Source organism: Streptosporangium vulgare (assembly GCF_042428775.1).
Lineage (GTDB): Bacteria > Actinomycetota > Actinomycetes > Streptosporangiales > Streptosporangiaceae > Streptosporangium > Streptosporangium vulgare.
In genome coordinates, this window is the sequence record NZ_JBHMBS010000014.1 from 1 (window position 1) to 15,441 (window position 15,441).

The 15,441-nt window shown below is 71.4% G+C and carries 13 protein-coding genes and 2 pseudogenes; 9 read left to right on the forward strand and 6 right to left on the reverse strand.

The window, feature by feature from the left end:
- Positions 1-222 precede the first annotated feature (222 nt).
- Positions 223-870 carry a TetR/AcrR family transcriptional regulator gene (locus ACFFRH_RS26720; RefSeq protein WP_344749334.1) on the reverse strand — a complete coding sequence of 216 codons (648 nt, stop codon included), beginning with the start codon at positions 868-870 and terminating at the stop codon, positions 223-225.
- Positions 871-955: 85 nt separating this feature from the next.
- On the opposite strand from ACFFRH_RS26720, the gene ACFFRH_RS26725 reads away from it, so the two are divergent.
- On the forward strand, positions 956-1,597 hold the full coding sequence (locus ACFFRH_RS26725) for an NAD(P)-dependent oxidoreductase (RefSeq protein WP_344749333.1): 642 nt from the start codon (positions 956-958) through the stop codon (positions 1,595-1,597).
- A gap of 172 nt (positions 1,598-1,769) precedes the next feature.
- Here ACFFRH_RS26725 and ACFFRH_RS26730 read toward each other — a convergent pair whose 3' ends face one another.
- On the reverse strand, positions 1,770-2,597 hold the full coding sequence (locus ACFFRH_RS26730) for a class I SAM-dependent methyltransferase (RefSeq protein WP_344749332.1): 828 nt from the start codon (positions 2,595-2,597) through the stop codon (positions 1,770-1,772).
- Between the two features lie 599 nt (positions 2,598-3,196).
- On the opposite strand from ACFFRH_RS26730, the gene ACFFRH_RS26735 reads away from it, so the two are divergent.
- Positions 3,197-4,756: a hypothetical protein gene (locus ACFFRH_RS26735; protein ID WP_344749331.1), complete on the forward strand. Its 1,560-nt coding sequence runs from the start codon at positions 3,197-3,199 to the stop codon at positions 4,754-4,756.
- 78 nt (positions 4,757-4,834) lie between these two features.
- Here the strand turns inward: ACFFRH_RS26735 and ACFFRH_RS26740 are convergent, their stop codons facing one another.
- A complete protein-coding gene (locus tag ACFFRH_RS26740) occupies positions 4,835-6,007 on the reverse strand; it encodes a UDP-N-acetylglucosamine--N-acetylmuramyl-(pentapeptide) pyrophosphoryl-undecaprenol N-acetylglucosamine transferase (RefSeq protein WP_344749330.1) in 1,173 nt (390 codons plus the stop codon).
- Between the two features lie 423 nt (positions 6,008-6,430).
- Between ACFFRH_RS26740 and ACFFRH_RS26745 the strand changes: the two genes are divergently transcribed.
- Positions 6,431-7,657 (forward strand): leucine-rich repeat domain-containing protein, encoded by a 1,227-nt coding sequence (locus tag ACFFRH_RS26745; RefSeq protein WP_386160389.1) that lies wholly within the window; start codon positions 6,431-6,433, stop codon positions 7,655-7,657.
- A 42-nt stretch (positions 7,658-7,699) separates the two neighbouring features.
- On the opposite strand, the gene ACFFRH_RS26750 is transcribed toward ACFFRH_RS26745, so the two are convergent.
- Positions 7,700-8,722, reverse strand: a complete 1,023-nt coding sequence (locus ACFFRH_RS26750; protein ID WP_344749327.1) for a carbohydrate-binding protein — start codon at positions 8,720-8,722, stop codon at positions 7,700-7,702.
- A 220-nt stretch (positions 8,723-8,942) separates the two neighbouring features.
- Between ACFFRH_RS26750 and ACFFRH_RS26755 the strand changes: the two are divergent.
- The 4 genes and pseudogenes from ACFFRH_RS26755 to ACFFRH_RS26770 all read left to right on the forward strand — a co-directional run.
- Positions 8,943-9,308, forward strand: a pseudogene (locus tag ACFFRH_RS26755) (cellulose binding domain-containing protein); the annotation flags it as partial.
- A gap of 60 nt (positions 9,309-9,368) precedes the next feature.
- Positions 9,369-10,562 (forward strand): annotated as a pseudogene (locus tag ACFFRH_RS26760) (cellulase family glycosylhydrolase); the annotation flags it as partial.
- Positions 10,563-10,852: 290 nt separating this feature from the next.
- Complete coding sequence (locus ACFFRH_RS26765; RefSeq protein WP_344749326.1) at positions 10,853-11,224, forward strand: VOC family protein; 372 nt, start codon at positions 10,853-10,855, stop codon at positions 11,222-11,224.
- 158 nt (positions 11,225-11,382) lie between these two features.
- Positions 11,383-12,000 (forward strand): DUF4865 family protein, encoded by a 618-nt coding sequence (locus tag ACFFRH_RS26770; protein ID WP_344749357.1) that lies wholly within the window; start codon positions 11,383-11,385, stop codon positions 11,998-12,000.
- A gap of 52 nt (positions 12,001-12,052) precedes the next feature.
- Here ACFFRH_RS26770 and ACFFRH_RS26775 read toward each other — a convergent pair whose 3' ends face one another.
- Both ACFFRH_RS26775 and ACFFRH_RS26780 read right to left on the reverse strand, forming a co-directional pair.
- Positions 12,053-12,697, reverse strand: a complete 645-nt coding sequence (locus tag ACFFRH_RS26775) for a LysE family translocator (protein WP_344749324.1) — start codon at positions 12,695-12,697, stop codon at positions 12,053-12,055.
- 144 nt (positions 12,698-12,841) lie between these two features.
- Positions 12,842-13,234: a hypothetical protein gene (locus ACFFRH_RS26780; protein ID WP_344749323.1), complete on the reverse strand. Its 393-nt coding sequence runs from the start codon at positions 13,232-13,234 to the stop codon at positions 12,842-12,844.
- Between the two features lie 539 nt (positions 13,235-13,773).
- Here ACFFRH_RS26780 and ACFFRH_RS26785 point away from each other — a divergent pair.
- Entirely contained in the window at positions 13,774-14,595 is an 822-nt protein-coding gene (locus ACFFRH_RS26785; protein WP_386160393.1) for an alpha/beta fold hydrolase, read from the forward strand.
- The gene (locus ACFFRH_RS26790) at positions 14,588-15,154 is read left to right on the forward strand and encodes a TetR/AcrR family transcriptional regulator (protein WP_386160395.1); all 567 of its coding nucleotides are present in this window, start codon (positions 14,588-14,590) and stop codon (positions 15,152-15,154) included. Before ACFFRH_RS26785 ends, ACFFRH_RS26790 begins: the two co-directional genes overlap by 8 nt.
- Positions 15,155-15,441 lie beyond the last annotated feature (287 nt).

The following is a 15,441-nucleotide window of genomic DNA, read 5'->3' on the forward strand; positions in this document are numbered from 1 at the left end:
GCTGTTCCTCACCACCGAGGCCGTCATCGCCGAGAAGCCCGAGAAGGCCGGAGCCGCCCCCGCCATGCCCGGCGGCGGCGACATGGACTTCTGAGTCTCCCGGTCACGAGCTCCGAGTCCACTTCCGGTCCGGACTTCCGAGTCGCCGGTCGCGGACTCCGAGCCGCCTTCGGTCACGGACGGACGGGTACCTCCGGCCACGAACCTCCGAGTCCACTTCGGTCACGGACGGACGGGCGCCTCCGGCTCCCCGACGCCCTCCAGAAGGGTCCTGGCCAGCGCGGCGGCGAACTCGCCGAGCGGCTGGGCGGCCGGGCCCGACGGCGGGCGCTCCCCGGCGAAGGCGTGCAGGAAGGCGCGCTGGAAGCACGCCCCGAGGAACAGGGCCGCCGCCGCCTCGGGGTCGGCGGCGGCGCGGAGGCGCCCGGCGGCGCGCTGCTCGCGCAGGTAGGCGGCGAGGGCGTCGAGCGGCTTGTGCGGGCCCGTGTCGAGCCTGTCCATCTCCTCGCCGTGTCTGCGCAGCAGTGCCGGATCGGAGAACAGGGAGGCGGCGATCGGGAAGGTCGACGCGTAGAACGCCACGGCGTGCCGGGCGATCTCGGCCAGGGTCTCCTCGACGTCGCGCCCGCCTCCGTCCCCGTCCCCGTTCGCTCCCCCGCTCTCCAGTTCGGCGAGGAGCGGGGCGAGCCGGGGCAGCCGTTCCTTCAGGACGAAGGTGAACAGCTCCTCCTTGCTGTCGAAGTGCTTGTAGAGGGCGGCCTCCGAGCATCCCGCGACGCGGGCGATCTCCTTGGTGGTGGTGCGGGCCAGCCCGATGGTCCGCATCAGCTGCTCGGCCGCGTCCAGGATCCGGACCCGCGTCGGCTTCATGCTGGGCGCTCCCCAGGAGTTGACGGATGGGTGGGTGAACACTCACCCTAATGGTTAGTGAGCACTCACCAACCAGGAGGGCACCATGAAGCTGACCGTCTGCGGAGCGACGGGCGGTACGGGCCAGGAGGTCGTACGGCAGGCGCTGGAGGCGGGGCACGAGGTGACGGCGGTGGTGCGCGATCCCGCGCGGCTGCCGGACGGCCTCACCGGCGTGCGGGTGGTGACGGCCGACGTGACCGACCCGCGGGCGTTGCGTCCCGCGATGGAGGGAGGGGACGCCGTGATCTCGGGTCTCGGCCCGCGCAGCAGGAGGCTCGCCAGGGACGGCGTCACCGCGCCCGCGACACGGGGGATCCTGTCCGCCCTGCGGGTCTGCGGGGTGCGCCGCCTCGTCGCGGTGAGCGCCGCCCCGGTCGGCCCGTCACCGCAGGGCGACCCCTTCCTCGACCGCAGGATCACGACCCCGCTGATCCGGAGGTTCCTGCGCGACGTCTACACCGATCTGGAGGCGATGGAGGAGGCCGTCCGCGGCAGCGGCACCGACTGGACGGTGATGCGACCGCCCCGCCTGCTGGACAGGCCCCGCACCGGGACCTACCGGCTGGCCGTCGGCGGCAACGTCCCCGCCGGACGCACGATCGCCCGCTCCGACCTGGCCCACGCGATCCTCGCCCTGCTGGACGACCCGGCGACGGTGGGACAGGTGGTCGGCATCGCGTACTGAATCGATCCCTCGAACCTCCGCCGCACCGCTCCTGCGCGACACAGGACACCGAAAGAGACGGTATGGGCGCCGGGACGTTCCTGACGGTCATCCGAACCCGGCAGGACCCGGCACGAGGCCATATCGGGGACAACGGGATCGCCTCACCCGGATTCCCGGGGGCCGCGAGCGCTCAGCGGCGGACCGCGGTGAACAGGGCGTAGCTGATCTGGGGGATCTCCCCGAAGCGCCGGTATATCTCCGCGCAGACGGCGAGCTGCTCGCCGAGCTCGCCGCCCAGCCGGATGGCTGAGGCCGGGAGGATGTCGCCCACGAGCTGGAAGGACCGGCTGATGTTTGGCCATATGTCGTGAAATATCTCGATCTTCAGCCCAGCCCGGTCCATCTCCTCGTAGAACTCTTCGACGGTCGGCAGGAAGTGGACGTTGAAGCTCCGGGAGAAGTACTCCAGGTCCGCCGCGTCGTCGGCGGCGAGAGGGCCGAGCAGGTACCACTCCCCCACCACGAACCGCCCGCCGGGGCGCAGCACCCGGGCGATCTCGCCGAGGGCCGCCGCCGGGTTCTCCATGTGGACGAGCGACTCGATGGCGTACGCGGCGTCGAAGGAGGCGTCGTCGAAGGGGAGCCACATCGCGTCGGCGAGCTGGAAGTCGGCGTGCCCCTGCCCCTGGCCCGCCTCGGGGCGGCCCTCGGCCAGCCGTACCTGGTTCTCGCTCAGGGTGACCCCGGTGACGTGGACGTCGCGCGCCACGGCGATGCGCACGGCGGGCCTGCCTGTGCCCGAGCCGACGTCCAGGACGCGCTCGCCGGGAACGACCTCCAGGCGCTCGGCCACCAGGTCGGTGAGATGGTCCGTCGCCTGGGCGACGGGCGCCTCGTCGTGGTCGTCCGTCCAGTAGCCGACGTGGAGGTTGCCGCCGAACGCGTCGGCGCAGGAATCGGTGAGCTGTTCGTACATCTCGCCGATCATTCCTGGCGAGGGCTTTTCCTGCCGGGTCATGGTCGACCTGCCTTTCGGGATCGGTCCGCATGTTGTTCCGTGGCGGAAAGGCCCCGTGAAAGACGCGCCTTTCCGAGCTCGTTCCGGCCGTGTGGCCGGCGACCGTGGCCACGTGGGACCTCGTGGTCGCCAACCTGCGATTTTCCATGAGAAATCACCCGGCGAACTCCTGCCGTGTGACATTCCCGGCTTAACTGCACTGCACTTCGTGCGGTCGCCAGATTACTCAGAACGCGGGCGGGGGACGGCCGTGCCGCCGGGGCCTGTTCGGTAAATCTTCATCCATGGGACACGGACCTCCGGTGAGCCGGGCCACCGCGTGTCCACCGCCTCCCGCCGACACGCCTGAACAGGCAGGTGACCACCGCCTCGATCACCGGCGACGGGGCCCCACGCCATGGATCCGACCACCCCCCGATCGCCGTGCGATCCGCATCCGGTTGCCGTGCGATTCACATCGGATCGTCGCGCGAAAAAGGGAGGATTACCCCTCTTGCACGGCTTGCCGCCCACTGCGATGCTGCACGGGAATCCACAAAAACCGCGGTGCGCAAGAATTCCATTGAATCCATTACGAGAGGTGACTCATGGCGTTAGGCGTGGAAGTCGAACTCGCCCGGCCGATGCTCGCCCTGAACAGGGCGACCCTTCCCGGGGACACCGAGGTGTACGTTCTCCCGAGACTGCTCAAAATCGTCAGCGACAAACGAGGCATCACCCTCGGCGGGCAAAGGAGAACTTACTCGAACGTCGAATTCGTCGCCGTCCACTTCGACCAGCACGCCGGCTCGGCGGCGGAGGCCGAGGCCCAGCTGCGGGAGCGGCTCGCCGTCATCGACTCGCTCAAGACCGACCTGTACCGCCACGCGGACGACCGCCGGCTGTCCGGCGTGATCACCGCGACCTCGACCGGGCTGTACACGGCCTTCAAGCAGGCCAGGCTCGACCCGGTCATGCGCGCCGGCCTCGACCCCACCCTGGTGCGGGACGCCCTGATCGCGCCGCAGACCTACCCGGTCCCGAACGACGACCTGAACATGCTGATCCACTACACCGTCGGCATCGCACCCGACAAGCTCGGTCCCGCCCTCACCGGCATCGCCGCGCTCACGAGGGATCTGAGCGGGTCCGGCAACCAGTCGAAACAGCACGCGACGCGCGCCGAGGCGGTGGGCCTGCACTGCGCGGGGCTGATCCCCCACGGCACGGTACTGCCGGCGCACGTGCCGGAGCTGGCCGGCTATCTGGCGCTCGTCTTCACCCAGGTCGCCGCGTTCGCCGACATCGTCGCGAACTCCGGCGTCGGCGGCGGGGCCACCGCGCAGCCGAAGAACTACGTGGCCGCCCTCTCGCGGGTGCCGATGCGGACCATCTTCGACTCGCTGCACGACGACGTCCGGGCCGCGATCCGGGGCCGCGCCGACGCCATCAGCGACCACATCGGAGACCGGATCGTTCCCGCCTTCAGCGACGACGACTCCCGGCACATCACCAACCAGCCGATCACCATCGGCGACTACATCGCCTCGGCGCTCGGCGGCGGGCCGGCCGTCGACCAGGAGCGCGTCTTCGGCGGGATGAACGAGACCGGCCTCGACCCGTCCGTGCACGGCGCCGCCGACCCCGACGCGACCACCGGGCGCGGCGTCCCGGTGGAACTGCGGGCCTACGGCACCCGCTACCCCTCCTGGGCGACCTTCGTCGGCGAGGCCGTCACGCTGCTGCGGTGGTCGCGCGGGATGGCCCTGTCGGACTTCCCCAAGACCGGATCCACCGACCACTGGCTGCCCGAGGTCACCCGGCTCCTCGACGAGTACGAGGCGAACGTCCGCAAGGTGCGCAGGGAGATCCCGCCGGCCCGGGACGAGTCGATGTTCGCGGTGAATTGGAACGTGACAACCCTGCACCGCAGGATCGCCGAGACCCTCAAGGAGTATCCGGGCTTCCCCGGCCACGCCCGCGGCCCCGGCTGGCAGCCCACCGACCTGGCCGGCCTCACCTGCTACCAGCGCTACGCCGCCCTCACCCAGGGTCTCGGCGCCCTCATCGAGGGCTTCGACCCCAACCCCTTCCCGCCGCCCTTCGACTTCTCCGGCCCGTTCGCCGAGGAGGAGGCCGACAAGGGGAAGGAGTCGGACGAGTCCATGGAAACGGACTAGGAGATCCGGCCTCGGGCCGCGTCCAAGGGCCTGCGGGCCGGACCGGGGCCCCGGCCGGCCTCAAGGTCTCGACCGGTCTCAACCGGCCTTGCCGTTCACCTCCGCCGCCTCCAGGAGCACCAGGGCCAGGCTGTCGGCGGCGTCGACGCGGCCGAGGGCGCCGGCGGCGCCGGCCATCGCGGCGCGGGCCCGCGGGTCCCGCAGGAGGGCGTCGAGCTCGGCCAGGAGGTGGTCGGCGGTGGGACCGTCCTCCAGGAGCGCGCTGGCGGCGCCCGCCTCGGCGAGGTAGCGGGCGTTCTGGCGCTGCTCGTCGGCGGCGGAGGGCACCAGGGGGATGAGGACGGACGGCTTGCCCACCGCGGTCAGCTCGGCGACCGTGCCCGCCCCGCTGCGGGAGACCACGACGTCGGCGGCGGCGAACACGTCGGCCAGCTCGGCGCCGACGTACGGCACCGGGCGGTAGCGGTCGCGCACCCCGACAGGCAGCTCGGCGGCGGTACGGGTGAACTGGGCGATCCAGCCGGGTCCGCACTGGTGGATCACCTGGGCGCGGGAGAGCAGCGCGGGCAGGATCGCCTCGACCATGGTGTTGATCTGACGGCTCCCCTGGGCGCCGCCGGTCACGTAGACGAGGGGCAGGTCGGACGAGAGCCCGAAGTGGCGCCGTCCCGCGTCGACGTTGCCGCGCAGCAGGTGGGGGCGGACCGGGTTCCCGGTGATGACGGCCCGGTCACGCACCCCCGCGGGCAGGTGCTCGATCGAGGAGGGGTGGGTGAGCGCGATCCGCCGGGCGAAGCGCGACAGGATGCGGTTGGCCAGGCCGAGCGAGGTGATCTGCTCGTGCATCACCAGCGGCCGGCCCAGCACCCGGGAGGCGACCCCCAGCGGCACGCACACGTACCCGCCGGTCGACAACACCACGTCGGGGCGGTAGCGGGCGGCGATGCCGAAGGCCTGGAACACGCCGACCGGGATCCGGAACATGTCCGCGAGGTTGGTGGCCAGCTCTCTCGGGTTGGGCGAACGCCTGAGCTTCCCGGCCGTGATGGCGCGGAACGGGATGCCGTGCTCCGCCGCGACGCGGGCCTCCAGGCCGGCCGCCGTACCGACCCAGAGCACGTCCAGGTCGAGCCCCCGCGCGGCGGCGTGGTCGCGCAGGGCCGCGACCGTGGTCAGCGCGGGGTAGGTGTGGCCACCGGTCCCGCCTCCGGTGACGAGCAACCGCAGGGTCCGGCGATTTCCGGCCTCCATATGTATGTCCATCCTTCCGCTGTCACCATGGTCCGTGCCCGGCCCCCGCCCGGTGTCCGGTGCCCGGCCGGGTCCGTGACCGTATCCGGTCACCGCCCGGGTCTGTGCCCATGACCGTATCCGGACACCGCCCGGCCCGTGTCCGGGTCCGCGCCGAGGGCCGTGCCCGGTCCGCGTTCGCGGGCCGCGCCCGGTCGTGTTCGGGGTCGTGCTCGGTCCTCACCCGGGTCCGGCCTGGTCCGCGTCCGCGGGCCGCGCCGGAGCGCTCAGGGGCCTCGGGCACGGTACCCGACGTCCCGGCGAAGATCCACTTTGCCCTGCGTCGCCGCGCGGTCGCGCCCGGTGGTTTCCCGACACGCCCGCCATCCGGGAGCGTCATCCGAACGGCTTTCGAAATTCGCGGCGATGAGTACGGTATGTGACATGGATCTGACCGATGAGCATTTCTCCGGGGCGTCGGAGCGTCTCGGTGACGCGTTGACGGTGCTCCGGCAGCAGGCCGGGGCCGGCGCGGAGGCGCTGGACTATTTTGGCGACATCACGGAGGAGTTGCACCCGATCGGATCCTGGCTGCGGCGACCGGCCCAGGCCGGGGAGTGGCCGCACCACATCATGCCTCCCATCTACGGCCTGCTGTTCGCCCAGGCGTGGTCGCTGGCGTTTCCCGGCGAGACGCCCTCGGTCTTCCCCGAGGGCGCGGAGCGGACGGAGTCGGGGTGGATCGTGCACCGGGCCACGATCTGGTTCGGCGACACGTACGTTCCCGGCTGGCTCGACGTGAAGGCGCCGCTGATCGTGATCGGCGGGCTGGTGGTGGAGGGGCTTCTCGACGACGGTGACGCCTCGGAGAGCTACCTCGCGGTCACCGGTGACCTGCGGGCCCGCGCGATCCACAGCGCGGCGGACCATCTCGTGCTCGGCACCGTCGCCGCGGGGGTGATCTTCTGTTCGGGCAACGACGGGGTCCTCGTCGCGGGCGGGGACATCGTGGCGGACCTGTTCGTGCCCGCCGAGCACGCGTACGAGCACTACGGCCGGCTGCTGGCCGGGGTCATCGGCGCCGGTGACCGCGACGACATCGTGGCCGAGCGGCTGGCGCCGTGGCTGCCCTCGGGCTACGTCCGGCTCGGCGGGTACGGCGCGCCGGTGGACAGGTGGCGCGTCCTGCAGGAGGCCGCCGCGGGACGGTCACCGGTGCTCGCCCAGCCCCGGCCGGTGATACTCCCGCCCCCGGCGCTGCTGCTCTCGGCCCTCGCCTCGCCCTCCGGGGTGGAGGAGCTCGACCTGTCCGGCAGCCGCCTGCACCGCGTCCCCGAGGACATCTCGGCCCTCACCTCGCTGACCCGGCTGGATCTGGAGCACACGCCGCTGACCGGCCTGGACGGCATCGAGGGGCTGCGCACCCTGGAGCACCTGTCGATCAGGAACACGCCGGTGCGGTCGCTCGCCCCGCTCCAGGCGCTGAAGGCCCTCCGCCACCTCGACGTCTCCTACTGCGACGACGTCCAGGACTGGGCCGTCCTGCTCGACCTGCCCGCGCTCGACACGCTCGTCGCGCACGGCTGCGCCCTTCCGGCGCACGTGCGCGCGCAGCTCGTCACCAGGCTCGGAGACCGCATCATCGGCCAGGGCGCGGGCCCGGTCGGCTGACCGGCCGGGCCCGTACGGCTCAGGCGCTCGGGCGCGTGCGCCTCAGAGGCGTTGCCAGAGGGCGGGGGTGGTGGACGGCTCCCAGCCGACCTGGGCGGTGTGCGCCTGCAGGCACCGGTAGCCCACCCCGGAGTAGGTGACCTGGGCACCGACGGCGTAGGCGGTGCCGGCCTTCCAGGACGTGGCGCCCGTCTGGGTGGGCGTGGGGGTCGGCGTCGGCGTACGGGTGGGGGTGGGCGTCGGGGTGGGGGTGGGGGTGGGGGTGGTCCCGCCCACCAGCTGGTAGCCGCGCATGTCGCGAAGGAGCATGTAGGTGTTCTGCAGCGAGCCCGAGGTGTCGCCGAGGGAGCGGTAGATGCCCCACTTGGGGCGGACGCGGTCGGCCAGGAAGGTGTCGACGCCCGTCTTCGTGGCGTCGATCACCGTGGTCCCGCCGCTGCGCAGGACCCAGCGCACCGACCCGGCGGTGCCGTCGCCGATCTTGATCTCGTACTCGACGTCGACCCACCTGTCCTGCAGCGGTTCGAGGTCGGTCCTGCCCACCAGGATGTTCTCGGCGAAGATCTTGTGCTCGATGGTCTGCCTGCCGCCGACCCTGCGCAGCGAGGTCACCGTGATGGGGGAGGTGCCGTTGCCCGGCTGCTTGGTCTGCATGATGTGGGTGAAGGTGGTGGTGGCCTTCAGCGTGCTCGGGATGTACATCGAGTAGGTGACCCGCCAGGTCTCGCCGAGCCGCCACTGCAGGTACGACCCGCCGTCGCGCATCCCGGTCACCTCCTGGCGCTGCCGGTCCGTGGCGGTGTCGCGGTCCACCGTGTGCATGTCGAAGCGGAAGTCGCCGCCCGAGACCTTGATGTGCGGGGCGGCGGCCGGGTGGGAGCCGGCCCGGTCGTCCTCGATGGTCTCGAAGGCCGACAGGCCCGTCTGCGAGGCGTCCGGCGACCAGCGGAGCTGCCAGGCGGCGGCTCCGGCCGCGGAGGCGTCTCCGGCCGCGGAGGCGGGCGGGGCGGAGGTCGGGAGCAGCAGGGTCGCGAGGACCAGCAGAGCCGTGCGCGGACGTTTCATGGCGGCCACCTCAGAGTCGCGGCGTATCGGGGGGTTACGTCATCCTGCCCTGACACAAACCGTTAGGAAAGCTTCCTAACGATTAAATTTTCTTAAGCGGGCAAGGGGATCTGGGTCTTGCATGACAGGCCCGCGCCACCTAACGTCACGTGTCACGTTAGGAAAGTTTCCTAATAAAGCGCCACGATGTGCCCCCACCCCCCTGACGCGAGGAGCGATGATGCGGCGCACCACCCCAGCCCTGGTGCTGACCGGGCTGCTGACGTTACTGTTCACCCTGCTCGTCCCGTCCGCCGCCCACGCGGACACCGCGACGTTCACCAAGGCCCAGGATTGGGGCAGCGGCTACAGCGGCCAGTACACGGTCAAGAACACCGGGACCTCCACGCTGAACGGCTGGACGGTCTCCTTCGACCTCCCGTCGGGCACGAGCCTCGGCACGTACTGGGACTCCCTGATGACCAGCAGCGGCAGCCGCTACACCTTCAAGAACCGGGAGTACAACGGCACCCTGGCCCCCGGGGCGAGCACCACCTTCGGCTTCACCGCCTCCGGCTCGGGCTCGCCGGTCAACTGCACGCTCAACGGCGCCACGTGCGCCGGCGGGCAGAACCCCGGTGACACCACGCCGCCGAGCGCGCCCTCCTCCCCGCGCGGCACCGGCACCACGTCCTCCTCCATCAGCCTGGCCTGGAACGCCTCGACCGACAACAGCGGCACCATCAAGGACTACCGGGTCTACGAGGGCTCCGCCGTGGTCGCCACCGTCACCGGCACCACCGCCACGATCTCCGGGCTCGCCGCCTCGACGACCCACACCTACACCGTCACCGCCCGCGACGCCGCGAACAACGAGTCGGCGAAGAGCGCGTCCGTCACGGCGACGACCCAGGCGGGCAGCGGCGGCGGCACGCCGGTCGCGGCCAACGGGCAGCTGCGGGTCTGCGGCACCAAGCTGTGCAACCAGAACGGCAAGCAGATCCAGCTGCGCGGCATGAGCACCCACGGCCTGCAGTGGTACCGGCAGTGCGTCACGACCGGCTCGCTGAACGCGCTCGCGACCGACTGGAAGGCCGACGTCGTCCGCCTGTCCACGTACGTCCAGGAGGGCGGCTACGAGACGAACCCGAGGGCGTTCACCGACCTCGCGCACACGCTCATCGAGCAGGTCAGCGCGCAGGGCATGTACGTCATCGTGGACTGGCACATGCTCACCCCCGGCGACCCCAACTACAACCTCTCCCGGGCCAGGACCTTCTTCACCGAGATCGCCCAGCGGCACGCCGCCAGGCCGAACATCCTCTACGAGGTCGCCAACGAGCCGAGCGGCGTGAGCTGGAGCACCATCAAGGGCTACGCCGAGCAGATCATCCCGGTGATCCGGGCGCAGGACCCCGACGGGATCGTCCTGGTCGGCACCCGCGCCTGGTCCTCGCTCGGGGTGTCGGAGGGCGCCTCGGAGACCGAGGTGACGGGCAACCCGGTCAACGCCTCGAACATCATGTACACCTTCCACTTCTACGCGGCCTCGCACGGCACCGAGTACCTCAACACGCTGTCCCGCGCGGCCGACCGCATCCCGATGTTCGTCACCGAGTTCGGCACGCAGAACTACGCCGGCGAGGACGCCAACGACTTCACGATGTCCCAGCGCTACCTCGACCTGATGGCGACCAAGAAGATCAGCTGGGTGAACTGGAACTTCTCCGACGACAACCGCTCCGGCGCGGTCTTCAAGGTCGGCACGTGCAACGCCGGCGGCCCCTGGACCGGCACGACGTCACTGAAGGAGGCCGGCGTCTGGATCCGTGACCGGATCCGCACCGCCGACGACTTCTGAGCGTTCCGGCCTGAGGGGACCGGCCGGAAAGGGCCGGAGGCAACCGGGATGACCGGGAGGGAGACCGACGCGAAAGCCGGTCTCCCTCCTCCTCCGCCCCCTCCCCCGGTCTTCCTCCTCCCCTGACGGCCTCGGCGGCGGCTCGCGTTCGCGGTTCGCGGTTCGCGGCGGTGTACGTGTCCCGGTGCCCGGACGTCCTCCTCGTGGTCGCGAGGAGGACGTCCGGGCACGGCCGCGACCCCGGGGCATCGGATTTCCCCGTGATGGGGGGTTCCTGCCAGGATTGGGACATGGTGAGGATCGGGCAGGTGGTGCTGGGCGTCACCGACATGAGACGCGCCGTCGGGTTCTGGACGCGGGCGCTGGACTACGCGCCCCGCGAGGGCCAGGCCGGGGACGACTGGACCGTGATCGAGCCGAGGCTGGGGGACGGCGTCCCGCTGGCGCTCGACGTGACACGGACCCCGGTCCAGGAGCACCCCCGGATGCACCTCGACCTGTTCGCCCCCGACGCCGCCGAGCAGGCGGCCGAGATAGAGCGGCTGGTGTCGCTGGGCGCCGAACGGGTCGCCTGGGACCTCTATCCGGACGACCCCGACTTCGTGGTCCTCGCCGATCCCGAGGGCAACCTCTTCTGCGTCATCGACCTCGGCCACGGCTGAGCCACGAAGGCGCGGGCACGCGACGACACTCGCCGGTGCCGGTCCACCGGTTCCGCCTAACCGCCCCGGCGAAGTCCGAGGAGTGAGGTCGCCCGCGATCCGCCCGCCGGTCACGCCCGTCCCCCGCCGACATCAGGAGGTCTTCTTCCGTGCACGCCATGCAGTACGAGATCGGTCTGCCCGCCGACTACGACATGGGGATCATCCGTGAGCGGGTGGCGACCAGGGGCCACGCGCTCGACGGCTACGCCGGGCTGGGGCTCAAGGCGTACCTGATCAGGGAGCGGGGGGTGGACGGCTCGGCGGTCAACCAGTACGCGCCGTTCTACCTGTGGAGCTCCCTGACCGGCATGAACGACTTCCTGTGGGGCGGGGGCGGCTTCCAGAACATCGTGCGTGACTTCGGCAGGCCCGTGGTCCGGCACTGGACGGGCGTCGGCTACGAGCGGGGGCCGTCGTCGGCGGCGGTCCCCCGAGCGGCCTCGCGCCGTACCGACCCGATCCCCGCCGACACCGACCCCGCGGCCGTGGTCGAGCGGGCCCTGGCCGGGCTGCGGCGGCACGCCGGCACGCCGGGCGTGCACTCCGCGGCCCTCGCCGTCGACCCCCGGCACTGGGAGCTGGTGCGCTTCACCCTCTGGGAGCACGAGGTCCCCGGAGCGGGGGACGGCGCCGGTGAGGAGGACGAGGCCGGGAAGGGGAACGGGGTCGCCTACCGGGTGCTGCACCTGTCGGCACCGCACCTGGACGACATCGCGACGGGCCGCCACTGGTAGGACAGGCCGCCGCCGGCGGGACGCGCCGCCGTTCGCGGCCGGGACGACTCCCCTACGCGGCCACGGCGGGCGAGCGGTCGGTGGCGATGCGCAGGGCGAGCCCACCGAGTACGGCGCCCATCAGATAGCGCTGCACGCGCATCCAGGTGGGCCGCCCGCCCAGGAAGGTCGCGACCGAACCCGCGGTCAGCACGATCAGCGCGTTGACCGACAGCGCGACGACGATCTGGGTGGCGCCCAGCAACAGGCTCTGCGTGCCGACGTCACCACGCGCGGGATCGACGAACTGCGGCAGCAGCGACACGTACAGGATGGCGATCTTGGGGTTGAGCAGGTTGGTGACCAGCCCCATGGAGAACAGCCGCCGTGGCGGGTCCGCGGGGAGGGCCCCGGGCGCGAAGATCGGCTGGGCGCCGGGACGGATCGTCCTCCAGGCCAGCCACATCAGGTACGCGGCGCCCGCGAGCTTGGTCGCGACATAGACGGCGGGCACCATCGCGAAGATCGCGGCGATCCCCGCCACCGCCGCCAGCAGGTAGACCAGGAAGCCCGCCGCGACGCCCGCCAGCGAGATCATGCCGGCCAGGCGTCCCTGCGTCACCGACCGCGAGACCAGGTAGAGCATGTTGGGCCCGGGGGTGAGCACCAGGCCGAGGGCGACCGCGGCGATGCCCGCGAGAGCACTGACAGAGATCATGAGCACATCATCGGACAGCTTCCACGCCGAGAGAACGGCCAATTCTCAGGATTGGCCTGGACCCGGATCGCGGGACCGGCCCCACGCCGCGGGCGGAGAGGACTCGGTGACCTCGCGCGGCCCAGCGGATCCGGGCCGGCGGATCTAGTACCGGTAGTGGTAGGTGGCCCTGACGGAGGCGTACGTGTTGAAGTCGGCCTCACCGTTCTCGTATTTCGTCCAGGCTTTCTCCACCCGCGAGTCGACGACGTAGCACTTGCTGCTGCGGGAATGGCCGCGCTTGATGGATCCCAGATAGACCTGCCCCTTTCCCACCACGCGCCCGTTGACCCGGAGGGTGCACTTACCTCCCACCCAGTCGATGTGATGGCGGCTCTTGTTCGTGACGGTGATGCGGATCTCGCAGGCGGTCTTACACCACCCGAAACTCAGCTTGAGCCGGACGGCCGGCGCCTGGGCCGCCGCCGCCGCGGCGGGAGTGGCGACGAGAGAACCGGCGAGCAGGAGAGCGCATACGAATGCGATCGAACGTCTCATGGCATACCCCAAGCCAGAAAATTGCCCCGTAATCCCCCATAATTCCATATAGCCATATTTGCAGCAATAATAGCTTTTAGTAGCACTAAAGGGATCCGCCGAAACACGCCATTCCGGCAATGCCGACGGTCATTCACCCCCAACCTCCACCCCGGGCGACGACGACCCCCGGCGACGATTCCCCGGCGAGAAGCGCTGCGGCGTGGCACGTTCCAGCGGGAGAGGCCACCGGGCGGGCATCCGCTCCGCGATGGGGCGTGTTCGCGCACCGGCCGGGCGGGGCCGCGGCACCCGCCGACGCGGGCCGCGCCCGCACCCGGTGGGGCCGGTACCGGACAGGCCGGTATCCGCTGCGACGGCCGCGCCGGCTACCCGTCGCCCCCCCTCGGCCCGCCGCCACCGCCACCGCCACCGTCGGACTGTCAGGCCGCTTCCTCCCGACACAGTGACCCGGCCGCGAACTTCCCGCGTACGGACGCTTGACGACAGAAGCTATCAAGCTTAGCTTTATAGCTATGAGCAATAGCCAAGGAGTACGCGTGACGGGCACGGAGTTCCTGGACCTGGCCGGCGGGCGGCTGGCCTACGAGGTCGTCGGGCCGCAGGACGGGCCGCTGGTGGTGTGCGCGCACGGCATGGGCGACACCCGCAAGGCGTTCCGGTTCCTGGCGCCGCGACTGGCGGAGGCGGGTTACCGGGTCGCCGCGGTCGACGTGCGCGGCCACGGGGAGTCCAGCACGGGGTGGCCCGACCACAGCCCCCAATCGATCGGCGCCGACCTGCTGGCCCTCGTCCGTCACCTGGGCGGCCCCGCCGTCCTCGTCGGCAGTTCGTCCAGCGCGGGAGCGGTGGCGTGGACCACGGCGACCGCCGCCGAGGGCGAGGTCCGCGCCGTCGCCATGCTGGCGCCCTTCGTCGGGCAGCCGCAGCTCGGCCTGATGCTGCGGCTGGTGAAGGACCTCGTCATGGCCAGCCCGCTCCTGTGGGGGATGTACTACCGCTCGCTCTATCCCACGGCGAAGCCCGCGGACCTCCCCGGCTACCTGCGCGAGCTGAAAGCCACCCTGCGCGAGCCGGGCAGGATGGCCGCCGTCTCCGGGGTGGTCGCTCCCGCCGAGGGCCACTGGACCGACTGCGCGCCCCGCATGACCTGCCCGGTGCTGATCGTCATGGGGTCGAAGGATCCCGACTTCCCCGACCCCGCCGCGGAGGCCCGCCTGGCCGAGGAGGTGCTGAGGCCCTACGCCGCCACGGCCGAGGTCGCGATGATCGAGGGGGCCGGCCACTACCCGCACGCCGAGCTGCCCGAGGCCACCTTCGCCGCGCTGGAGGGCTTCCTGGCCGGAGCGGCCCGTGCCTAGGGCGGGCCTCACCTCCGGCGCGGTGGTGGACGCCGCGCTGGCCCTGATCGACGAGGAGGGGCCCGGCGCGCTGACGCTGGCCGCGGTGGCCGCTCGCACCGGGGTGGCCGCCCCCTCCCTCTACAAGCACGTCCGCGGCCTGCCCGAGCTGCGCAAGCTCGTCGGCCTGCGCGTGATGGACGACATGGCGGTGCGGCTCGGCACGGCGGCGATGGGCAAGAGCCGCGACGAGGCGACGGCGGCCCTGATGCGCGCCTGGCGGAGCTACGTGCTCGACTTCCCGCACCGCTACGCGGCCTTCCCCGACAACCCGCTGATCGATCCCGACCTGGTCGGCACGGCGACCCGCCTGCTGGAGGTGATCCTCGCCGTGCTGCGCGGCTACGGGCTGGAGGGGGCGGCGGCGCTCCACACCACCCGCTGCGTCCGCGCGGCCGTGCACGGTTTCGCCTCCCTGGAGGCGGCCGGCGGGTTCGGCCTGGACGAGGATCTGAACACCAGCTACGAGATGCTGATCGCCATGGTCGTCTCGGGCCTGCCCCGCACCCCCGCGCCCTGAGCCGACGGCGAGGGACCGGCCCGTCGAGCAGACCTCGGGACTTCCCGGAAGGCCGGGCGAGTGCCCAGGGGCCCCGGAAGAAGGGACGGCCCGCCGAGCGGGTTCGGACCGGTGTCCGGCCGCAGAGCGAGTACTCAAGGACCTCACGGAAAAGGGGTGTTCCGCCATCCAGCGAGTGCTCAAGGACTTCCCGGGAGAGGTGTTCGGCCCGTCGAACGGGTGCTCAAGCACTTCCCGGGAGAGAGGTGTCCCGCCCGCCGAACGGATGCTCAAGAACCTCCCGGGAA